The sequence below is a fragment of the Saccharopolyspora rhizosphaerae genome (assembly GCF_003931915.1).
Classification (GTDB): Bacteria; Actinomycetota; Actinomycetes; order Mycobacteriales; family Pseudonocardiaceae; genus Saccharopolyspora; species Saccharopolyspora rhizosphaerae.
The window spans coordinates 142184-164394 of the sequence record NZ_RSAA01000005.1 but is presented as its reverse complement, the minus strand read 5'-3'; the positions used below and the strand labels follow the sequence as shown (position 1 = coordinate 164394).

Annotated in this window: 17 protein-coding genes; 8 read left to right on the top strand and 9 right to left on the bottom strand. The window is 71.8% G+C overall.

The features are described from left to right. The 5 genes from EIL87_RS05555 to EIL87_RS05535 form a co-directional block, all read left to right on the top strand. The coding region (locus EIL87_RS05555; protein ID WP_148101507.1) for an adenosylhomocysteinase at nt 1-94 on the top strand (94 nt) is incomplete at its 5' end. Nucleotides 95-319: 225 nt separating this feature from the next. Continuing rightward, nucleotides 320-1207: a mycobacterial-type methylenetetrahydrofolate reductase gene (locus EIL87_RS05550; protein WP_125089067.1), complete on the top strand. Its 888-nt coding sequence runs from the start codon at nt 320-322 to the stop codon at nt 1205-1207. Between the two features lie 615 nt (nt 1208-1822). Then, nucleotides 1823-3178, top strand: a complete 1356-nt coding sequence (locus EIL87_RS05545; protein WP_125089066.1) for a wax ester/triacylglycerol synthase family O-acyltransferase — start codon at nt 1823-1825, stop codon at nt 3176-3178. Nucleotides 3179-3180: 2 nt separating this feature from the next. After that, nucleotides 3181-4692 (top strand): carboxylesterase/lipase family protein, encoded by a 1512-nt coding sequence (locus EIL87_RS05540; RefSeq protein ID WP_125089089.1) that lies wholly within the window; start codon nt 3181-3183, stop codon nt 4690-4692. A gap of 67 nt (nt 4693-4759) precedes the next feature. After that, nucleotides 4760-6160 (top strand): FAD-binding oxidoreductase, encoded by a 1401-nt coding sequence (locus EIL87_RS05535; RefSeq protein ID WP_125089065.1) that lies wholly within the window; start codon nt 4760-4762, stop codon nt 6158-6160. 61 nt (nt 6161-6221) lie between these two features. Here EIL87_RS05535 and EIL87_RS27325 read toward each other — a convergent pair whose 3' ends face one another. From EIL87_RS27325 to EIL87_RS05505, 6 genes are all read right to left on the bottom strand, one after another. Next, a complete protein-coding gene (locus tag EIL87_RS27325) occupies nt 6222-6395 on the bottom strand; it encodes an EamA family transporter (RefSeq protein ID WP_233576044.1) in 174 nt (57 codons plus the stop codon). Nucleotides 6396-6555: 160 nt separating this feature from the next. Continuing rightward, on the bottom strand, nt 6556-8730 hold the full coding sequence (locus tag EIL87_RS05525) for a thiamine pyrophosphate-dependent enzyme (RefSeq protein ID WP_125089063.1): 2175 nt from the start codon (nt 8728-8730) through the stop codon (nt 6556-6558). Then, complete coding sequence (locus EIL87_RS05520) at nt 8727-9641, bottom strand: LysR family transcriptional regulator (protein WP_125089062.1); 915 nt, start codon at nt 9639-9641, stop codon at nt 8727-8729. The genes EIL87_RS05525 and EIL87_RS05520 overlap by 4 nt, the downstream gene beginning before the upstream one ends. A gap of 19 nt (nt 9642-9660) precedes the next feature. After that, nucleotides 9661-10812, bottom strand: coding sequence for a Glu/Leu/Phe/Val family dehydrogenase (locus EIL87_RS05515; RefSeq protein WP_199740270.1), 1152 nt, complete (start codon nt 10810-10812; stop codon nt 9661-9663). Between the two features lie 12 nt (nt 10813-10824). After that, nucleotides 10825-11961: an NAD(P)/FAD-dependent oxidoreductase gene (locus tag EIL87_RS05510; RefSeq protein WP_199740269.1), complete on the bottom strand. Its 1137-nt coding sequence runs from the start codon at nt 11959-11961 to the stop codon at nt 10825-10827. Beyond that, entirely contained in the window at nt 11961-13541 is a 1581-nt protein-coding gene (locus EIL87_RS05505) for an aldehyde dehydrogenase family protein (RefSeq protein ID WP_125089061.1), read from the bottom strand. Before EIL87_RS05505 ends, EIL87_RS05510 begins: the two co-directional genes overlap by 1 nt. Nucleotides 13542-13688: 147 nt before the next feature. On the opposite strand from EIL87_RS05505, the gene EIL87_RS05500 reads away from it, so the two are divergent. Both EIL87_RS05500 and EIL87_RS05495 read left to right on the top strand, forming a co-directional pair. Beyond that, nucleotides 13689-14633 carry an ornithine cyclodeaminase family protein gene (locus tag EIL87_RS05500; RefSeq protein WP_233576043.1) on the top strand — a complete coding sequence of 315 codons (945 nt, stop codon included), beginning with the start codon at nt 13689-13691 and terminating at the stop codon, nt 14631-14633. A 51-nt stretch (nt 14634-14684) separates the two neighbouring features. After that, on the top strand, nt 14685-15569 hold the full coding sequence (locus tag EIL87_RS05495) for a serine hydrolase (RefSeq protein ID WP_233576042.1): 885 nt from the start codon (nt 14685-14687) through the stop codon (nt 15567-15569). On the opposite strand, the gene EIL87_RS05490 is transcribed toward EIL87_RS05495, so the two are convergent. The 3 genes from EIL87_RS05490 to EIL87_RS05480 all read right to left on the bottom strand — a co-directional run bounded on the left by EIL87_RS05490 (nt 15476) and on the right by EIL87_RS05480 (nt 20347). Next, nucleotides 15476-17656: a terpene synthase family protein gene (locus EIL87_RS05490; RefSeq protein ID WP_125089060.1), complete on the bottom strand. Its 2181-nt coding sequence runs from the start codon at nt 17654-17656 to the stop codon at nt 15476-15478. The two genes, EIL87_RS05495 and EIL87_RS05490, sit on opposite strands and share 94 nt — an antisense overlap. Nucleotides 17657-17786: 130 nt before the next feature. After that, the gene (locus EIL87_RS05485) at nt 17787-19385 is read right to left on the bottom strand and encodes an amidohydrolase (protein WP_125089059.1); all 1599 of its coding nucleotides are present in this window, start codon (nt 19383-19385) and stop codon (nt 17787-17789) included. An 80-nt stretch (nt 19386-19465) separates the two neighbouring features. Next, nucleotides 19466-20347, bottom strand: coding sequence for a hypothetical protein (locus tag EIL87_RS05480; RefSeq protein WP_125089058.1), 882 nt, complete (start codon nt 20345-20347; stop codon nt 19466-19468). A gap of 508 nt (nt 20348-20855) precedes the next feature. Between EIL87_RS05480 and EIL87_RS05475 the strand changes: the two genes are divergently transcribed. Further along, complete coding sequence (locus EIL87_RS05475) at nt 20856-22049, top strand: Glu/Leu/Phe/Val family dehydrogenase (protein WP_125089057.1); 1194 nt, start codon at nt 20856-20858, stop codon at nt 22047-22049. Nucleotides 22050-22211 lie beyond the last annotated feature (162 nt).

The following is a 22211-nucleotide window of genomic DNA, read 5'->3' as shown; positions in this document are numbered from 1 at the left end:
GGGTGTGAAGCTGACCAAGCTGACCAAGGCCCAGGCCGAGTACATCGGCGTCGACGTCGACGGCCCCTACAAGCCCGAGCACTACCGCTACTGATCGGGCCGGTGGTCACCGCTCCCCGCGAGCGGTGCCCACCTCCGGATCCGCGAGATCGGTGAGCCCGTCGTGGCCCCGCGTTGCGGGTGCTCTTCGGGCTCACCGACCGGGTCGAAACCCTTCTCCCTGGAAGAAAACGGTCCCTGCCGCTCAGCGCAGGTTCGCAGGCGTATCTCTCGAGCGCTGCGGTGACCGAAGTCGACAGAAGGAATACCTGAGGCCGACATGACCACCATCGCACTCGAACTGGTTCCGCCCGACCTCGACGGCGGTGTGCAGAGGGCCGTTGACGAAGGACGCAAGATCGCCGAGCTCAGCCGCAAGTTCGGGCTGACCGGCCGCATCCGGCACGTGATGATCCCGGGCATCATCCAGGAAGACGGCGACCGTCCCGTCGACTTCCGGCCCAAGATGGACACCATCGACTTCTGGCGCACGATCCGGCCGGAGATCGGCGGTGACGTGCGCGGCCTGTGCACGCAGGTCACCGCCTTCCACGACGAGCAGGCCCTGGCGGAGCGGCTGCAGGCGCTGCGCGAGGCCGAGATGGACGGCATCGCCTTCGTCGGCGTGCCCCGCAACATGGCCGACGGGGAAGGCCCCGGCGTGCCCCCCACCGACGCCCTCACCAAGTTCCAGGACGTCGTGCCGCACCGCGGCTCCATCCTCATCCCGACCCGGGAAGGGGAGCAGGGCCGCTTCGGCTTCAAGTGCGAGCGCGGTGCCACCTACGGCATGACGCAGCTGCTGTACTCCGACGCCATCGTGAACTTCCTCGAGGAGTTCGCGCGCAACACGCCGCACCGCCCGGAGATCCTGCTGTCCTTCGGGTTCATCCCGGGCGTGGAGAGCAAGAAGAAGCTCATCCAGTGGCTGATCCAGGACCCGGGCAACCAGGCCGTGGCCGCCGAGCAGGAGTTCGTCGCCCGCACGGCCGAGCTCGGCTTCGAGCAGCGCAAGCAGGCGGTCGTCGACCTCTACAAGCGGGTCGTCGACGGCGTGCACGACCTCGGTTTCCCGATCAGCGTCCACCTCGAAGCCCCCTACGGCTACAACGAGCCCGCGTTCGAGACGTTCGCGGCGATGCTGGAGCACTGGGAGCCCGGCAAGTAAGCGGAGACCACGCGGCTGGGAATCGCGAAGCCCCGCCACCGCAGCGCGACACGCCTGCGGCGGCGGGGCTTCGTGTTCCTCGGGGGCAGCGTTCGAGTGACAATGCGGACGGCGGCCGGAGTCGCGTCCAGTGCTCGGCGTCATCGCCGTCGCCATCGGGGACGTGCGCTGACGGAGCTCTGCATGCTTTCGGGTGATCACGGGAGTCCGAACCGGCACTGACCGGAGTGATCACAATCCTTCCGGGTTTCAGCGACGCTGAGGTCGGTCGTTTTCATCTGATCATTTCTTCGCTAAGGTCGATGCGCCCGCCAGCGGTTACCCTGACGAATTGTGCAACGGCGCACCGGTTTGCGAATGGTGCTCGTGCGTCGGACCGAGAACTCTCAATGCTGTCGGTCGCCGGTGCGCGCACACCGACCACCCGGAAGTACCCGGAAGGACCCGTCGATGTCATCGCCACCTGCAGGTTCAACCCCGGTCCTGGGGCTGCCGGTTCACCACACCGTCCGATTGCGAGCCGGTTTCGGATTCGTTCGCAATCCACCGGACGGCCGGTCCGGGAACTGATCTGCAACGCGAACAACCAATTGCACCGTTGACGGGAAATGGGCGATGAGCGCAAGCGCAACCGAGACGCCATCCAGAAGTGAACTCACACCGCTCGACTGGGCTTTCCTGTGCATGGAGCAGGAGGACACGCCCATGCACGTGGGCGCGGTCGCGGTGTTCCGCGCCCACGGACCGGTGGACCGGGACCGCTTGCGGCGGCTGCTCGCCGAGCGGGCCCAGCGCATCTCCCGGCTGCGGATGCGGCTGGAGCGCTCCTGGCTGCAGCCGCACTGGCGCGAGGCCCGGGACTTCGACGCCACTGCGCACGTCCACGACCACGAGGTGCCCAGCCCGGGAGGCCGCGAGGAGCTCGCGGTCCTGGCATCCGAGCTGGTCGCCGACCCGCTCGACCAGCGCCGGCCGCTGTGGGAGCTGCACCTGATCACCGGCTTGGCCGACAACCGCTTCGCGGTGCTGATGAAGTTCCACCACTCGCTGGTCGACGGGCACGACGCCGTTGAGGTGGGGGTGCGGCTGCTCGACGAGTTCAGCGACCTGGCCGACACCCCCGCGGCACCACCGGCCCACCCGCTCGACGAGGCCTTCGGACTGCTCCGCCAGCCGGAGAAGCTGGTCGACGTGGTGCGCGGAACCCTGTCGAAGTCCGGTGAGTGCCTCGGGATCGCGGCCTCGGTGGTGCGCAACATGCGCCTCCCGGTGCAGTCCTCGCCGATGCACGCCTCGACCTCGCCGGCCCGCAGGCTCGCGCTGGTGCCCATCGACCTCGACGACATCCGCCGCATCCGCACCCGGCACGGCGGCGGCACCACCAACGACGTCGTGCTCGCCGTGATCGCCGGAGCGCTGCGGCAGTGGATGGCCGACCGCGGTTCGGACGTCGACGAGGTGCCGGTGCGCGCGCTGATCCCGGTGTGCCGGCGGCGCAGCAACCAACCCCGCAACGGCAACAACCAGCTCTCCGGCTACCTGTGCGACCTCCCGGTCGCCGAACCCGGTCCGGGCGCGCGGCTGCAGGCGATCCGCGCGGAGATGAGCGCCAACAAGACCGCGGGCCCGCTGCGCGGTCCGGGGGCGTTCCCGGTGCTCGCGGGCCGGGTGCCGCAACTGCTGCACCACGTCGCCACACCGCTGGTCGCCCAAGGTGCTCCGCTGCTGTTCGACACGATGGTCACCAACGTGCCGCTGCCGAGGTTCGACGCGTCCCTCGACGGCGCGGAGGTGGCCGAGCTGTTCCCGCTGGCCCCGCTGGCGGCCGGCCACGCGCTGTCGATCGCGGTCTCGCAGTTCCGGGACACGGTGCACATCGGGGTGCAGGCGAACCGGGCGGCGTTGCCGGACCTGGAGAAGCTCGCCGAGGCGCTGCCGCAGGCGGTCACCGAACTCAGCGATGGGACGTGAGCATGGACGAGGAGCAGCAGCCCCCCTTATCGAGCTTCCGGTGGTTGTACGGCGGGGTGGACCTCGTCGTGCGGACCGAGCACGGCGCTGTGCGGGGAACCACGGACGGCGACGTCATGGTCTTCAAGGGCATCCCCTACGCGGCGCCGCTGGACGGCGCGCGCCGGTTCCAGGCACCGATCGCGCCGCCGCGTTGGGACGGGCTGCGCGACGCCACGCAGTACAGCGCTCCGGTCCCGCAGGCGCCCATACCGCCGCTGCCCGCGGTCTGGCGGCCCGGTGATGCGACCGACTGCCTCACGGTGAACGTCTGGACGCCCGACCGCGGCGGGCACCTGCCGGTGATGGTGTGGCTGCACGGCGGCGCGTTCCTGGGTGGAACCGGAGGGACCGACGGCTTCAACGGGGCAACGCTCGCACGCGAGGGCGTGGTCGTGGTGACCGTGAACTACCGCGTCGGCTACGAGGGGTTCGGGTGGGTCGACGACGCCCCGGCCAACCGCGGCATCCTCGACCAGCTCGCGGCGCTGCGCTGGGTGCGCGACAACATCATCTCCTTCGGCGGCAACCCCGACAACGTGACGATCTTCGGCGAGTCGGCCGGAGGTGTCTCGGTGGCGACGCTGGTCGCCGGGTCCGGTCGGCGCGGCCTGTTCCGCCGGGCCATCGCGCAGAGCCCGGCGGCGATGTACGTCGACGAGGACGAGGCCCGCAAGCTCGGTGAGCTGATCACCGGACCGCTCGGCGTGCCCGCCACCGCCAGCGCCCTCGCCGAGCTGCCCGTCGAGGACCTGCACGCCGCCCAGGGCCGGGCGATGGCGGAGATCAGCGCCAACCGCGCGGCCTGGACCAACAACCTGCCCTACAACGTCGTCCTCGACGGGGAAGTGCTCTCCGAACTCCCGTGGGTGGCGCTGCGCGGCGGCGTCGCCAACGGCATCGACGTGATCGCTGGTTTCAACCGCGACGAGGCGACCGGCTTCACCGTCGACCTGCCCGCGGAGGCCCGCGACCTCGAGGGCTTGGTGCGCGACTTGAACCTGCCCGGGTCGACGGCCGCCGAGTACCGCTCCGCCTACCCGGGCGTCGCCGACACCGACTTGTACACGGTGCTGCTCAGCGACCAGCTGTTCCGGATGCCGGCGGTGTGGATGGTGGAGGCCGCCGCAGCGGCCGGCGGCCGGGCCCACCTCTACGAGTTCACCTGGGAGACCCCGCAGCGCGACGGGGTGCTGGGCGCCACCCACGGCCTGGACGTGCCGTTCACCTTCGGTCAGCACGACGACCCGCTGGCGGTGGAGATGCTCGGCGCAGCACCGGAGGGGTTCGACGAGCTCTCCCGCGCGATCCGGCAGGCCTGGACCTCCTTCGCCGCGACCGGCGACCCCGGGTGGCCCGCCTACCACCTGCCCGAACGGCCGACCCGGGTCCTCGGCAACCCGGTGGCGCTGGCCTGTGATCCGATCCGCGGGTCGCGGCAGGTCTGGGCTCCCCGGTTCCCCGAACTCGGTTGAGGCCTTGAGCTCCTCGTTCATCCCTCCGGGTTACTGTGTGGGCGGTTCGCGCAGGAGGAGGTAACCCATGGTGGACAACTCGGACAACGCCGCGCTGCGCGCGTTGCGGTCGGCGCTGCCGGACGAGGTGCTGCTGACCGACCCGGACTCCACCGGGCGCTTCTCCCACGACGAAGCCGAGTGGGCGCCCTACGGCAAGCCCCTCGCCGTCGTGCGCGCCCGCAGCACCGACGACGTGGTCGCGGCGGTGCAGGTCTGCGCCGAGCACCGGGTGCCGGTCGTGCCCCGCGGCGCGGGCACCGGCCTGTCCGGTGGCGCCAACGCCGTCGACGGGTGCGTGCTGATCTCCCTGGAAGGCATGGACCAGGTCCTCGAGATCAACCCGCGGGAGCAGTTGGCCGTGGTCCAGCCGGGAGTCGTCAACGACGACCTGCGCGCGGCCTGCCGCGAGCACGGTGCCTGGTACCCGCCGGACCCGGCGAGCTCGCCCTGGTCGACCATCGGCGGCAACGTCTCCACCAACGCCGGTGGCGTGTGCTGCGTGAAGTACGGCGTGACCAGGGACTACGTGCTCGGGGTGGAGGCCGTCGTCGGCTCCGGCGAGCTCGTGCGGCTCGGTCGCCGCACCGCCAAGGGCGTCGCCGGGTACGACCTGTGCGGGCTGTTCGTCGGTTCCGAGGGCACGCTCGGCGTCATCACCGAGGTGACCGTGAAGCTGCTGCCCGGCCTGCGCGCACCCGAGCGCACCGTCGTCGGCTACTTCGACTCGCTGGTCGCCGCGGGCGAGGCGGTCGCCGCCGTCGCCGCTGCCGGCGTCGTGCCTTCCGCGCTGGAGCTGCTCGACCAGCACTGCCTCCGCGCGGTCGACGAGTGGAAGAACATGGGCCTGTCCGCCGAGGCCAACGTCCTGCTGCTCGGCCGCTCGGACACCCCGGGACAAGCGGGGGATCAGGAAGTCGACACGCTCGTGCGCTGCTTCGACGAGGCTGGGGCGACCTGGAGCGCCCGCTCCACCGACGAGCAGGAAGCCGACGCGCTGTTCGCGGCCCGCCGCCTGGCCTACCCCGCGCTGGAGCGCCTCGGCCCGCTGCTCACCGAGGACGTCTGCGTCCCGCGCGCGCTGGTCCCGGACATGCTCGTGCGCATCGAAGCCGCCGCGCAGCGGCACGACACGCAGATCGCCAACATCGCCCACGCCGGCGACGGCAACCTGCACCCGCTGATCATCACCCCGCCCGGCGACGACGACGCCCGGCTGCGCGCTCAGCGCGCCTTCGACGACATCGTCGCCGACGCCATCGAGCTCGGCGGCACGGTCACCGGCGAGCACGGCGTCGGCCTGCTCAAGCGCAAGGGCCTGCACGCCGAGCTCTCGCCCAAGGTCGTCGACATGCACCACGACATCAAGAACGCCCTCGACCCGGCCGGGATCTTCAACCCCGGCAAGGTCTTCGGCGACCCCTCCTGACCCCCGGCGGGGCGGTCCACACCGGACAGTCCTGCTGCTGCGCCATGCCCGAAGCGTCCGGTCACAGGCCGAGGCGAGTGCGCACTGACAGGATCGCGCAGACGATCACCGCGAGGGCTCCCAGGAGAGTGGGCCAGGTCAGCGGTTCGGCGAGGATCACCGTCGCCCAGACGATGGTCATGACCGGCTGGGTGACCCGGACCTGGCTGACCCGCGCCACAGGGCCGATCGCCAACCCCCGGTACGTAACACGGCGTCCCGGGTCCCCGCCCGAGCGGGTGAGGAACCGTGGTTGAGTCCCAGCCTGGGAACAGCCCGCGGCCTGCCGCATCCCTGGCGGCTTTCCGCCCTGCGGGGTGCCCTGGCGGTGCGCGTTGTTCCGGGAGGTTCCTGGCTCAGCGGGTGAGCTTGAGGGCGGCTGTTTCGACGGTGTCCTCGTCCAGCAGGACGTGGTAGGCCGCGGCGCCCAGGGGGATGAAGCTGTCCTCGCTGGTCACCCGGGCGACCTTGCCGGTGAAGCCCGCGTCGACCAGTGCGGTGACCACCGCTTCGGAAACGCCGCCGCTGCGGCGGGTTTCGTCCACCACGAGCACCTTGCCCGTTGCCTCGGCGGTTTCCAGGAGGTCTTCGGCCGGTAGCGGGGCGAGCCAGCGCAGGTCGAGCACCCGGGCGTGCACGCCTTGCTGCCTGAGGCGTTCCGCGACGCGCAAGCTCATCGGGACACCGTTGCCGAAGCTGACCAGCGTCAGGTCCGTGCCGTGGCCGTGGACCCGGGCGCGGCCGATCGGCACGTGGTGCTCGCCCGGTCGCGGGTACTCGGCCAACCAGCCCTCGTCACCGGGTTCGTGCAGGTCTCGGGTGTGGTAGAGGGCGATGGGCTCCAGGAACGCGCAGACCCGTCCGTCCACGCGCGCAGCGACGACGCAGGTGCGCAGCATCGCCGCCGCGTCGTCCGGCCGGGACGGCGAGGCCAGGACCACGCCGGGCAGGTCGCGCAGTGCCGCGACGCTGTCGTCGTTGTGGAAGTGACCGCCGAAGCCCTTCTGGTAGCCGTAACCGGCGATGCGCACGACCATCGGGTTGGTGTAGCGGCCGTGGGAGAAGAAGCTCAACGTGCTCGCCTCCCCGCGCAGCTGGTCGGCGGCGTTGTGCAGGTAGGCCAGGTACTGGATCTCCGGGATCGGAAGCAGCCCGGCCAGCCCCGCGCCCAGCGCGGTGCCGAGGATGCTCTGCTCGTCCAGCAGCGTGTCGAAGACCCGCCTGGCTCCGAACTTCTTGCGCAAACCTCGGGTCACGCCGTACACGCCGCCCTTGCGGGCGACGTCCTCGCCGAAGACCAGGACGCGCTCGTCCCGGCCGAGCTCCTCGGCCAGCGAGCGGTTGATCGCCTGCGCCAGCGTCAGCGGTCCCTCGGATTCCGGTGGCGTGTCGAAGGTTCCGGCGCGGTCGGGTGGGCGTTGGGCGGTGTGGTCGGCGATGGCGTCGGGGGAGTGGCGGTGCAGGGAGGCCATCACCTCCGCCGCACTGCCCAGCTTGCGGCGCCCGAGCGCCTCCTCGGCGAGGGCGTCCACTTCGGACCGCGTGGCCTCGTAGCGCGCCAGCACCTCGTCGGGGGTGAGGACGCCTCGCGTGACGAGCTCCTTCGCGGTCGCCAGCAGCGGGTCGCGGTCGAGGTCGGCGGTGATCTCCGCGCGCGAGCGGTACGCCGATTCGACGTCGGACCCGGCGTGGCCCATCAACCGGACGGTGCGCAGGTGCAGGAACGCCGGTACCCGGTGCTGCCGCACCCAGTCGGCGGCTTCCCGCGAGACCCGCAGGCACTCGACGGGGTCGGTGCCCTCGGCGGTGAAGTAGCGCAGGCCTGGCCGGTCGCCGTAGGCCGAGGCGACCCAGCCCGACGGCGTGCGCACGCTGATGCCGATCCCGTTGTCCTCGCACACGAACAGCAACGGCAACGGCAGGCCCTGGTGCGTGCAGTGCAGCGCCGAGTTGATCGCGCCGGTGGCGGTCGAGTGGTTCGCCGAGGCGTCCCCGAAGCTGCACAGCACCACCGAATCCGCCGGCCACTCCGCCTCCACCCCGAGCTGGGCACCGCGCTCCAGCGCGAACGCCAGGCCCACCGAGCGCGGCAGGTGCGAGGCGATGGTCGAGGTCTGCGGGATCACCGACAGCTCCGCGTGTCCGAACACCTTGTGCCGCCCTGCGGAGATCGGCTCGTCGGCCGAGGCCACCACGCCCAGCAGCACGTCCAGCAGGGGGGTGCTGCCGGCGACCTGGCGGGCCCGCTCCAGGTAGAACGCGCCCGACCGGTAGTGCAGCAACGCCGGGTCGCTCACCCGCAACGCCGCCGCGACCGCGGCGTTCGACTCGTGGCCCGACGAGCCGATGCTGTAGAAGCCCACCCCGCGCTTGCCCAGCTCACGGGCCTTGAAGTCGAGGTGCCGGCTGCCGGCCTGGGAGGCGAACAACCCCACCAGGTCCTCGTCCGGCGCGGGCGGGCGGTCAGCAGGTGCCTGGTCGCGGAGGAGCGCCAGTTGCTGGAGGAAGTGCTCGTCGACGGGTTCGGTCATGTCTGCTCCCACTCGGATGCGACCGCTGTGCACGACGCGGCCAGGTACTCCCGGGCCATCGGGAGCAGCGGGTTGGTGTTCTGCTCGCGGTAGAGGACCTTGACCCGGCGGTGCGGTTGGAAGCCCGCGATGCGGGCGACGCCGACCTGGTCCTGCGGGACGGCGAGGGCGGGTAAGACCGCGACGCCGAGGTCGCGGCGCACGAGGTCGCGGATGACGGAGTAGTCGTTGCTGCGGAAGGTGATGCGCGGGACGAACCCGGCCGCTGCCGCCAACCTGACCAGGGACCGGGCACCGGCGGTGTCCTCGCGGGTGCAGATCCAGTTGTCAGAGGCCAGCTCCGGCAGTTCCACGCGCGCACGGCCGCTGAGGCGGTGCGAGGCGGGCAGGAGCACCCGCAGCGGCTCGGCCAGCAGCTCCTCGGCGCAGAGCTCGAGGGGCCACTGGCGCGGGTCGAGGTCGTACTCGAAGACCACAGCCGCGTCCAGGGACCCGTCGAGGACCCCGTCGACGACCTCGTCCGGTTCACCCTCGTCGAGCTGGACCTCGGCGTTCGGCCGCTGGGAGATGACCTTTGCGAGCACGTCGGGCAGCACCCGCGAGTTGGCGGTGGCGAACGAGGCGAGCCGCAGGCTGCCCTCCTCGCCGGCCACCATCGCCCGGACCTCGCGCTCGAGCGCGTCCAGCGCGCCCAGCGCGTCCCGGCTGCGGTGGGCCAGCCGCAGGGCCAGTGCGGTGCTGCGGGCCGACCGGGCCGAGCGCTCGAACAGCGGAGCGCCGATCGACCGCTCCAGCAGCACCATCTGCTGCGACACCGCCGAGGCGGTGTAGCCCAGCGCGCGGCCGGCCTCGGCGAACGAGCCGGTCCGGACGCACTCCTGCAGCGTGCGCAGGTGGATGGGGTTGAGCACGCCGACTCCTCGAACGGTCTCAGGCGGGCACCGGCACGCGGCCGCGCAACCGCATCGCCTCGCGGACCCGCTGCTCGGCCATCTCCGATGCCGCCGCGTGCGGCAGCACGCCCGACCGCGCCGCGGTCTCCAGCACCAGGAGGGTGTTGCGCCGGGTCCGGGCCGCGACCTCGTCGAGGATGCGGCCGGGTTCGGGTCGGAAGGCGGAGTAGCGGGCGTCCATCGCGAAGCCCGCCGCGATCGCCCCGCCCGCGTTGGCGATGAAGTCCGGCACGACCTCCACACCTCGCGCGGACAGGGCTGCCCGCGCCCCCGGGGTGGTCGGCAGGTTGGCGCCCTCCACGAGCAGGCTCGCGCGGACCTGGGCGGCGACCTGCTCGCCGATGACGTCCTGCCGTGCGGCGGGGATGAGCACGTCGCAGTCCACGCACAGCTCCTCGCCCGGGGCGATGCGCTGCGCCGGTGCGGCTTTCGCGACGCACGCGTCGCCGAACTCCGCCCGGGCGGCCAGCCACGCGGGGACGTCCAGGCCGGTCGGGTCGTGCACCGCCCCGTCCACGGTGGACAGCGCCACGAGCTGCGCGCCGGCGGCGTGCAACCGCGCGATCGTGGCCGCGCCCACCGCGCCGAAGCCTTGCACCGCGACCCGCGCCCCGGCCACGGGCTTGCCCGCGCGTTCCAACGCGGCCAGAGCCGCTTCGGCGACACCGTGACCGGTCACCCCGAGCTGGTCGTAGGGCACACCGCCCAGCGCCTCCGGGACGCCGACGGCCGCGCCCCGGTCGGCGAGCTCGTCCTGGATGATGGCCGCGTCGTGCTCGGTCATGCCCATGTCCAAGCCGGCGACGTAGCTGGCCGGGATCTGGTCGGCCAGCCGGCGCGCGAAGGAGCGCACCACCGCTTCCTTGTCGGGTGCGTCAGGGTCGGCGACGATGCCGGCCTTCGCGCCACCGTGGAAGAGGTCGACCGCGGCCCACTTCCAGGTCATCACCCGCGCCAGCCGGGCGATCTCGCCCACGGTCACCGTCGGGGCCATCCGCGTGCCGCCCTTGCCGCTGCCGCGCGCGGTGTTGTCGATGACCAGCACGCCCCGCATCCCGGTGCGCGCGTCGGAGACGCAGACGACCTTCTCCGGGCCCCACTCGTCGAACTCCTGCAACAGGTCAACCACGGTCGTCCTTTCCTACACGCAGTTGTGCTCGGGCCGGATCTCGGCGCCGTCGAAGCGACCCACGTCGAGACCGGAGACGTCGATCGCCGGTTCGCGGCCCAGGACCAGGTCGCGCACCACCTCGCCGATCGCCGGGCTCTGCAGGAAGCCGTGCCCGGAGAAGCCGGTGGCGTAGTAGAAGCCGCCGACGTGACCGACCAGCGCGTTGTGGTCGGGAGTGACCTCGTAGAGCCCCGCCCAGCCGTGCGCCACGCCCGCCTCGGCGATGCGGGGAGCGCGTCGCGTGACGACCTCGCCGAGCCGGTCCAGCCAGCGGTCGTCGGTGTGCAGCCGGAACCCGAACTCCTCCTCCGGGTCGGACATGCCGACCAGCAGGCCCGGGCCCTCCTCGTGGAAGTAGAAGCTGGTGGCGAAGTCGATGGTGAACGGCAACCGCGGCGGGAGGTCCGGCATCGGCTCGGTGACCAGGACCTGCCGGCGCAGCGGTCGCACCGGCAGCTCGACACCGGCGAACTCGCCGATCCGCGCCGACCACGCCCCGGCCGCGCACACGACCGTCGAGGTGCGCACCGGCCCGGCGTCGGTGAGCACGGCGCTGATCCCACCGCCGCTGGTCTCGATTCCGGTGACCTCGACGCCGCGCCGCAGCACCGCGCCGTGCTCCCGTGCCGCCCCCGCGTAGCCCTGCACCACGCCTTCGGGAGTGCAGTGCCCGTCGGTGGGGGAGTACGCCGCCGCCAGCAGCCCGTCGGGGGACACCAGCGGTGAGAGCTCGCGCGCCTGCTCGACGCTGAGCATCCGGCTCGGCACGCCCAGCGAGTTCTGCAGGGCCACCCCGTCCTCGAAGGCCGCGACGTCGGCGGGGTCCGAGAGCAGGAACAGGTACCCCTGCTGTTTGAGGTCGATCTCCCCGCCGGGCCTGCGGGCGAAGTCCTCGAAGGCCCGCAAGCTGCGCAGGCCCAGCTCGACGTTGACCGGATCGGAGAACTGCGCCCGGACACCGCCGGCCGCCTTGCTGGTGCTGCCCGAACCCAGTTCGCCGCGCTCCAGCAACAGCACGTCCACGCCGGCTTCGGCGAGGTGGAAGGCGGTGCTGACGCCCACCGCCCCGCCGCCGACGACCACCACCTCCGCGGAGCTCGGCAGCATCAGCGGCCGCCGAGTTCCGGCGGCAAGCGGAAGTCCAGCTCCGGTTCGACGGTGTCGACGTCCATCTGGGCCTTCTGCAGCTTGCCCGAGAAGTCCCAGTTCAACGACTGCCAGCGGGTGAACTGGTCGAGCACCCAGATGCCCGACTGGCGGCTGCCGTTGCCGGACTTGCCGTTGCCTCCGAAGGGCAGGTGCGCCTCGGCCCCGGAGGTCGAGTTGTTCACGCTGACCATGCCCGCGCCGATGCCCTGCCGGAACCGGAACGCCTTGGCCGGGTCGGAGGTGTAGATCGCCGCCGACAAGCCGTACCCGGGAGCGTTGCCGAGGTCGACCGCCTCGTCGAGGGTCTCGTAGGTGGTGATGCCGACGATCGGGCCGAAGGTCTCGTTGCGGAAGATGTGGTCGTCGGTGCGCATCCCGTCCACCAGGACCGGGTGGTAGTACAGGCCGGTCGACGGGTCGCCGTGGAAGCCCTCGCGCGGCTGGTCGGCGGTGATCCGGCCGACCGCGCTCGAGCCCAGCGTCGTGTGGTGCGGTTGGAGGGTGTCGAGGATGGACTCGAAGTTGTCGGCGAACTTCTGGTCCAGCATCGGCCCGAAGAGCACGTCGCCGCTCGGCTCGCCGACCGTGGCCGCGCGCAGCGCCGCGTCCAGCCGGGAGGTGAACTCGTCCTTGACGTCGCGGTGCACGATCAGGTTGCCCAGCGAGGTGCAGCGCTGCCCGGCGGTGCCCCACCCGGAGAACAGCGCGCCCTCCACGGCCAGGTCCAGGTCGGCGTCCTCGGTGACGATCATGGGGTTCTTGCCGCCCAGCTCCAGGCACGGGCTCTGCAGGTGGCGGCCGCACAGCTCGCCGACCCGGGTCCCCACCGCGCTGGAACCGGTGAAGCCGACCTTGTTGACCGTGCCCGCCTCGAGCGCGGCTTCCAGACCCTTGAAGGTGGCCTCGCCGTCGGTGTGGACGAGGTTGAGCACGCCCTTGGGCACCCCGGCCTTCCAGGCCATCTCGGCGAGCGCGCGAGCCGCACCGGCCGCGTACTCGGCGGGCTTCCACACCACCGCGTTGCCGCACAGCAGCGCCGGCACCAGGTACCAGGAGGGGACCGCGACCGGGAAGTTGCCGGCGGTGATCACCACCGCGACCCCGACTGGGACGCGGAAGGTGAACAGCTGCTTGTCCGGCATCTCCGACGGCACGGTCTGCCCGTAGAGCCTGCGGCCCTCGCCCAGGAAGAAGTCGCAGGTGTCGATGATCTCCTGCACCTCGCCGAGCGCTTCGGCGTAGGGCTTGCCGATCTCCCGGGTCACCAGCCGGGCCAGGCTCTCCTTGTTCGACTCCACCAGGCGCCCCAGCCCGGCGATCACGCGCCCGCGCACCGGCGCCGGCACCTGGGCCCACTCCCGCTGCGCGCGCTGGGCCTGCTCGGCCGCGGACACCAGCGTCTCGGGGGTGCCCAGCGCGACCTCGGCCACGACGTCGTCGAGGTTCGCGGGGTTCTTCGAGAGGTACTCGCCTCCGCCGTCGACCACCTCCGGGGCGTCCGGGCCGATCACGGAGCTCAACGTCGCCTGCACCGACATGCACCTCTTCCTGCTCGGGACCACCTGGGATCACCGTAGAACGGGGGAGCGCGGTCTGTTGAGGATCAGAAGAGTGATTTCTCGTCGCGCTGAGGGCCAGCGTTGCTGGCGCTGCCTTCCGGGACGCGAACGGATGTGCCAACGTCGGTGCGCGTGGAACTCCTCAACGACACGGACGTGGCGGCGGCCCTCGACCACGACTCCGCGATCGCGTCGCAACGCCTGGCCTTCACCGCCCTGGGCCGAGGGGAAGCGCAGCTGGCCCCGAAGTCGGCGATCCGCACCGGCGAGGACACCGTGCTGTCGTACCTCAGCCGCCTCTCCCCGCGGCACGGTCCGGTCGCCAAGCTCGTCTCGGTCAACCCCGGCAACGCCGAGCGGGGCCTGGCCTCGATCAGCGCCACGGTCCTGGTGCTCGACGCGGAGACGGGAACGCCGATCGCGACGATGGCCGGCACCACCCTCACCGAGATCCGCACGGCCGCGGGCAGCGCGGTCGCCGTCGACGCGCTCGCCCCGGCGGAGGCCGACGTGCTGGCGGTGATCGGTTCCGGCGTCCAGGCCCGGGCCCACGTGCGCGCCATCGCCCGCGTCCGCGCGCTGCGCGAAGTGCGGATCCACAGCCGCGACCCGGCTCGCCGGGAGGCGGCCGCGGCCGAGCTCGCCGCCGAGCTCGGGCTCCACGTGCGCCCTGCGGGCACGCCCGCGGAAGCCGTGCGCGGCGCCGGTGTGGTCGCGGCGTGCACCCTCAGCGCGGAGCCCGTCGTCCCCACCTCCGACCTCGCTCCGGGCGCCACGGTGGTCAGCGTCGGCAGCTTCGAGCCCCACCGCCGGGAAGTCGACGGCGAGCTCCTGCGCGCCGCCGCGACGATCGTCGTCGACGACACCGACACCGCCGTCCACCACGCAGGCCCGATCATGACCGCACTCGCCGAAGGCGAGCTCACCCGGGACGGCATCACCCCGCTCGGCGCCGTCCTCACCGGCCAGGCCCCGGGCCGGAAAACCCCGGAGGACCTGGTCTTCTACAACAGCGTCGGCATCGGCGTCCAGGACGCCGCGGCGGCCTTGGCGGTCCTCGGCGCCCTCTGAGGCGCCGGGGGTGGGTACAGTGCGCGCACGGCGAGGGTGCGGGAGGTAGTGGTGGGCTACGCGGCTCGGTTCGAGGCGGAGTTGGCGGGTCTCGAGTTCCCCGGGCGTGTCGGGATCGCGAGCTGGGACCTCGACGAGGGCGTCCCGGTGCTGCGGTGTCCCGAGGTCGAGGTGCACTCGGCCAGCACCATCAAGGTGCTGGTGATGATCACGGCGTTGCGCGCCGTCGCCGAAGGGCGGCTCGACCTCGACCGGGTGGTGCCGCTGCCGGCCTCGAGGACCCGGGGGACCGGTGTGCTGTTCGAGATCCCCAGCGTGCCCGCGATGTCCCTGCGCGACCTGATCAACCTGATGATCGTGGTCAGCGACAACGCCGCGACCAACGCCGTCATCGACGAAGTCGGCTTCCCGGCGATCGCCGCGTGCACTGCGGGCCTGGGCTGCACCGGCACCCGGGTGGAGCGGCACATCATGGACACCGCAGCGCCCGGCGTCCTGCAGACCACCGCGCTCGACCAGGCCCGCGTGATGGCCGCGCTGGCCCGCGGCGAAGCGCTGCCGCCCGAGCAGACCCGGCACGCCCTGGCGGTGCTGTCGCGCCAGCAGGTCGTCGACCGGATCCCGTTGCGGTTGCCGGAGGACGCGCGCTGCTGGAACAAGACCGGCGAGATCAAGGGCCTGCGCCACGACGTCGCGCTGCTCAGCGCCGACGACACCCCGCGGGTGGTGCTCGCCGTGCTCGTCGACCAGCTCACCGACCCCGTCTCCACCAAGGGCTACCGCGGCGGCGACGGCGTCCACGCCATCGCCGCCGTCGGAGAAGCCGCGTGGCGGGCGATGTCTCAGCCCAGCACCGGGTCCCAGGGCGTCGGCAGCGCGGAGGACGACCGGAGACCGCTCCCGGGCGTGCCGTGGCGCAGTTCGGAGTCGCGGTAGCGAGCGACCTGCCGGTGCCAGTTGAGGATCCCGGCCAGCCAGTCCTGCAGCTCCACGGCGTGCTCGTCCAACGCCGTCCGCGCCTCCGGCGCCACCTGCCGCTCTTCGCACATCGCGGGCACCTCCACCTCGACCACGTGCCGGAACTGCTCCATGCGCGCGTCGAACAGCCCGTGCACGACCTCGAGGGCCCGGTCCTGGTCGCAGTCCAGGAAGTTCTGCACCACCACGACCGCGTTGTGCACCTCGCCTTCGAACTCGACTTCCTTGCGGTAGGAGAAGACGTCGTTGAGCAGCGTCGCGCAGTCGATCGCTGAGTTCTCCAGGTTCTGGACCGCCCGCGTCTCGTACAGCTCCGGCGGGACCGCGTCGCCGTGCGCGAACCGGGCGAGGCTGATCGTCATGTCCGAACCGAAGGTGGCGCGGCGCATCTCGACGTAGTCCACCGGGTCCGGGATGCGGTTGAGGACCTGGTTGTCGAGCTCCCACACCCAGCTGTCGACCATCACCTCGACCGCCCGGCGCAGCGACGCGCGCTCGCGAGCGTTCATCGGTGCCGTCGTGCGCCGCCACAGGTCGGCCAGGCCGCGCTCGAGCATGTTCACCGGCACGATCCCCGGCTCACCCGAGTCGGTCATCACCTGCTTGAGCCGCTCGTTCTGCAGCTTCGCACCCGCCACGTCGCGGAGGTGGCCGAAGCGCTGCGGGTAGAGGTCGTCGCCGTAGGTGCCCCACACCAGCCAGTGCGACGCCAGGTCGAGCTCTTCCGGCGTGGCGTCCGGGTCGAGCCCGGCCGCGCACAGCGGCAGGTCGTTGAACCGCACCGCCGCCTCGTCCCAGACGGGCGGGGCGTCGACGAACATCCCCATCTCCCGCGACCACTCGACCGCGTGCTCCCGGGCGAGGTCCAGGTGCGGGCACAACCGCAGCTCGAACGGCACCTCCAGCCACGGCCGCTCGATCGGCCCGACGGGCTGGTACGGGACGTGGCTGAAGCTCCGGAGGCGTTGCGGCGCCGTGGAGACCAGCGACTTCGCGATGTAGGCGCCGGCGGTGCCGAGGCCCGTCGGGCCGCCCAGCACCGGTGACTTCCCGCCGCCCTCGGGGTAGCGGCCCGAGGCCATGTGCCACTCGTGCCCGCCGGCCTGCCAGTCCTGCAGGCCCTTGGCGTAGCCCAGCACCGCGAACCGGCCGGCGGGGTCCACGCCCCGCTCGTCGAGCAGCCGCGGGATCTCCGTGAGCGCGGTGTGCTCGAACTGGTGCAGCCGGGAGGTCAGCAGGTCGTTGACGACCTCGGCGGCCTGCTGCGTCTCGCAACCGAGGAACCGCTCGAAGACCAGCACGCCGTTGCTCAGCTCGCCTTCGTCGGAGACCTCGCGCTCGTAGGAGAACAGGTCGTTGCGCAGGTGCACGGCGTCGGCGAAGGTGTCGCGCAGGACCTTCAACGGCCGGGTCGCGGCGAGGTCGTCGGGGACCTCCACCCCCACGGCGTGCTCGACGAGGTTCGCCGACCACGGGGCGCCGCCGACCTTGCGCCGCATTTCGACGTACTCGATCGGGTTGGACAACCGGTGCTCGCTGATGTTGGCCAGCTCCCACAGCGATTCGTCCAGCAGCGCGGTCGTGCTCGCGGCGAACCGGCGCCGCCAGCCGGAGCTCATCGACGGCACCGTGCGCTGCCACAGGTCGGCCAGACCGGCCTCGACCGGGTTGGCCGGTTCCGCGGTGATCGGTCCCTCCACCGGCATGAAGGCCGGCAGCCGGTCGAGGTGCGCGCGGGCGGCGGTGAGGTCCGGTTCGCGCTTGTAGAGCTCGACGAAGTGGTCGTCGAAGTAGAAGACCCACACGTACCAGTCGGTGATCAGGTCCAGCTCGTCACCGTCGCAGTCGGGGTGGGTGTGGGCGCACAGCAGCGCGTAGTCGTGGCGGTCCAGGTCTGCTTCGGTCCAGATCCGCTTGCCCTGCTGCGGGACGTCGATCATCTCCATGCTGCGGGCCCAGGCCTTGGTGTGCTCGCGCGCCCGCTGCAGGTGCGGGTTCAGACGGGCCGGGTAGGACAGGTAGAACTCGGGCAGTCGGAACGACATGGGTCAGCGGCCTCCCAGAGGTGTACTCCGTCGCTCGCGACGCAACCAGTCCTGGCGACCGGGGCCAATGCCCGTCCCGGGTTGGCACACGATCGGGAGTGGGCGTCGCCCGGCCGGCCCAGCGCGAAGGTCACCGCTGGTGCACGGGCTCGCCGTCCACCACGGTCAGGTCGACCCCGCAGGACGCGATCTCCCCGGGTGGCAGGGAGAACGGGTCGGCGTCGAGCACCACGAGGTCGGCGGCCTTGCCCACCTCGATCGTCCCGGTGTCCTGCTCGACGTGGTTCACCCACGCCGAGCCGGCGGTGTACGCGGCGAGCGCGTCGGTGAGCTCCAGGGCCTCCTCCGGGCCGAGGGGATCGTCCGAACCGGGTTCGCACCGGGTCACCGCGACGTGCGCGCCGAGCATCGGATCGGCCTCCGAAACCGGCCAGTCGCTGCCGGCGGCCAGCACCGCTCCGGCGGCCCGCAGCGAGCGGAAGGGGTACTGCCAGGAGGTGCGGGTGTGGCCGAGCTTGGGTGCGTTGAGCTCGACCATCGCCGCGTCGTTGACCGCCCAGCGGGGCTGGATGGTGGCCGCGACGCCCAGCTCGCGGAACCGCGGGACGTCGCCCGGGTGGACGACTTGCAGGTGCGCGACCTGGTGGCGCAGTCCCCAGGGGCCGCCGCTGACGGCGTCCAGGGCATCGCGCACCGCCCGGTCGCCGACCGCGTGGAAGTGCAGCTGGAAGCCCTCGGCCGTCAGCAGCGGGACCGCCTCGGCGAGCGCTTCCGGCGACACGAAGGACAGTCCGCGACCGCCGTGGCCCAGGTAGGGCAATCGCAGTGCGGCGGTGGCGTTCTCGCACACCCCGTCCTGCATGATCTTGACCGCCTCGGCCCGGAAACGCCGTCCCCGGCCGCGTTTGCGGCGTTCGACCAGTTCCGGGACCTGCTCCGAGCCGCGATCGCGGTCCCACCACAGCGCGCCGCGCACCTTGCCGGTCAGCAGACCGCGGTCGTCGGCGGTCAGGTAGGTGGCCAGCAGGTCGTCGTAGCCGAGGTAGCGGCCGATGATCGCGTCGTGCCACGAGGTCACCCCGCGCTCGTGCAGGTGGCGCTGCCCCTCCACCAAGGCGTCGAGGTACTGCTGCGAACCGGCCTCCGGCAGCACGTGCTCCACCAGGCGGGTGGCGCCTTCGTGCAGGGTGCCGTCGGGCCGTCCGGCCGGATCGCGTTCGATGCGCCCGTCCGGCGGGTCCGGGGTGGCCCGGTCGATCCCGGCCAGCCGCAGCGCCACGGAGTTCACCCACGCCCCGTGGTGGTCTCGGTTGACCAGGTAGGCGGGCCGGTCGCCGGTCACCGAGTCCAGCGCCCGGCGGGTCGGCGTCCCGCCCGGGAACTGAGCCATGTCCCAGCCGCCGCCGAGCAGCCACGGCGAGTCCGGGTGCGCGGTGAGGTGCTCGGAGATGATCCGCAGGCAGTCGGCGCCGTCGGTGGCCTGCGACAGGTCGCAGCGCAGGCGCAGCATCCCGCCGTAGACCGGGTGCACGTGGGCGTCGTGGAAGCCCGGCAGCAGCAGTCGGCCGCGCAGCTGCACGACCTCGGTGGCGGGGCGGAGGCGCTCGCGCACCGCCTCCTCGCCGACGGCCGCGATGCGCCCGTCCCGCACCAGCACCGCGTCGGTGAACGAGCGCGCGGCGTCCATGGTGGCCACCGGGCCGCCCACGAAGGCCACCTCATCAGGCATGCGCTGATTGTCGCAGGCCGTGGACGCCCGCGGTGCGACCAGTTCTGCTCAGCCCGGACCGGACGAAGTGGACGATCCGCTCAGCGGCGCTCGCCGGTGATCACCGACACGGCCAGCTCGCGCTGCGGTTCGCTGACCTCCGGGAGCTGGAAGCCGCGCGCCCGGATGTGGTTGAGCAGGTCCGGCTCCGGCGCGACGCCGTGCTGGCGCAGGTAGTAGCCCACCGCGCCCGGCCAGATCCAGTTGCCGTCGGTGTGGAAGGTCATCGGCACCGAAGCCGTGCGCTGCGGGTCGAGCCGGTCGTCGTCGTAGCTGCGGGCGGCCAGCACGACCGGCGCCTTCTCCAGGTACTCGGCGACCCGGTCGGCTTCCGCACGGCCGATCTCGGCGCGTTCGGTGATCGGCTTGCCCCGGTCGTCGAAGACCTCCGCGGTGCGCAGGGACGGCGCTCCGGAGGACGGCGCCGAGGAAGCCTGCGCCGAGGAAGCCTGCGCTGTGGGGGTCGGTGCTGCTGTGGATTGCGCGGCAGCGGCGTCGGTCAGCCACTGCGGTGTGGCCTCCGCCGGGCGCGGGTGGAGCCGCAGCTCCTCGGCGTAGGCCGAAGCAGGGGGAGCGGTCTGCCAGTCCGGCTCCTGGTCGCCGTTGAAGTCGACCGCGTAGCTGCCGGGCCGCTGCAGCCGGTACACCGCGCTGAACCAGGTGCCGCGGTCGGGCTGGTGCATCCCGTGGCGCAGCCGCGCGAACAGAGGGTCGACCTCGGAAGGTGCTGCGAGCGGGATCGCGCTGCCGTTGGGGGCGATCAGCCGGCACGAGGTCTCGACGTGCCCGCCGACGGCGCGGTACTCGGTGGTGGCTTCCTGCCAGCCCGGGGGCAGCGCGCGGACGATCACCCGGCCGATCTCCTGGATCAACTGCTGCTGCGTGGCCTCGTCCAGCGATCCCGGCGGCTCAGGTTGACTCATGACTCCCATCCTTCCAGTCGTGCAACGGGGCGGTGCACGCCGTTCCCCGTTCCCGAACCACCGTCGTCCTCGCGGGACGACGGCGGTTCGGCAGCGGGGGTGAAGGCATCACGGGCGCCTTCGGGCAGAAGCTTAGGACCCAGGCGCCTCCTGCGGGGCCAGGTGAGTTGATCTCGTTACGCGCCCACCGGACAAGCCCGTTCACCTGGGGTCACGCACTCGTTCCGACGCCGTAACGGTTGTCCGAACCGACGATTGTTGACAATCTCACTTCCCCGGCCTTAGCTTCGAGCCAGCTGGGCGGACGCGGGAGGTGACTCATGCGAACCAACATCGACCACCTTCCGCGTTCGACCTCGTCTCGGGACTTCTTCCCCACTCACAGACCCGTCGGATTAGCACTCAGCTGATCGGGCTTCCCTGACGCAGGGCGGACATCCGCCCTATCTCGTCATAGCCCCCTCGCGTTACTCGAACTCGTATGCGCTCTGAAAGGAGGTATTCGCCCATGGGACTCGTCGGCGGCGAACCGCTCATGAAGGTGACCTGGACGGATCCGGTGACCGGCTGCAACGGCTTCCTGGTCGTGCACAGCCTGGTGTCGGGTCTCGCCACTGGCGGGACCAGGATGCGTGCCGGCTGCACGATGCGCGAAGTCGAGCACCTGGCGCGCGGCATGGCCCGCAAAACCGCTGTGTTCGAGTTGCCCGTGGGCGGAGCCAAGGGCGGCATCGACTTCGACCCGAAGGACCCGGAGGCCAAGGGCGTGCTCCGGCGCTTCTTCCAGGCGATGCGTCCGTGGGTGGACACGCACTGGGTGACGGCGGAGGACCTCGGCGTGCCCCAGCACCTGATCGACGAGGTGTTCGAGGAGCTGGGGATCTACCAGTCCTACCACGCCGCCATCCGGCGTTCGCCCGACGTGGAGCACACCCTGCGCCGGGTGCGCGCCGGGCTCAACGCGCCGGTGCCGGGCGGGCTGCTGCTCGGTGACGTGGTGGGCGGCTACGGCGTCGCGCAGTGCTGCCTGGGCGTGGTGCACGCCCGCGACTGGGCTCCTGAGGAGACCACCGTCGCGGTGCAGGGCGTCGGCACCATGGGCGGTGGCGCCGCGTACTACCTGCACGAGGCGGGGTTGAAGGTGGTGGCCATGGCCGACGCTGCCGGCACCCTCCACCACCCGGACGGTCTGGACGTCCCCGCCCTGCTGGAGACCCGGGACCGGTTCGGCGAGATCGACCGCGACCAGGTGCCCGCCGATGTGCAGCGGCTGCCGCGCGACGCGGTGCTGTCGATGGACGTCGACGTGCTGATCCCGGCGGCGGTGTCCTTCGCGATCGGCACGGACCAGGTGCCGGACGTGTCGGCGCGGGTGATCGTCGAGGCGGCCAACAACCCGGTCACGCCCGAGGGGGAGGAACTGCTGGCCACCCGGGGGATCCCGATCATCCCGGACTTCGTGGCCAACGCGGGTGCCGCGGCCTGGGCCTGGTGGTTGCTGCTCGGCCGGGTCGACGCCGACCCGGTGCTGTCCTTCCAGGTCCTGCGGGAGGAAATGCTGGCCAAGATCCCGCTGCTGCTGCAGGCCTGGGACGCCGAGGGTCAGACCCCGCGCGACGCGGCGCTGATGCTGGCCGAACGGCGGACCGAGCAGAACCGGGCCGCCGAGGAGAGCGGGCAGGCGCTGCTGAGCATCCCGTGATGACGCTGCGCGGTCCCCGGGTCGACCGACCCGGGGACCGCCGACCCCCGGTCGTTCGAACATCGAAAAGCCCTGTGGCGGACCGGATGCGGTTTCATGCTGACGGGCTGCGATCGGCGAGTGACAACCCGCAACCGCGGTGCTAGCGTGACTGGTGGTTGC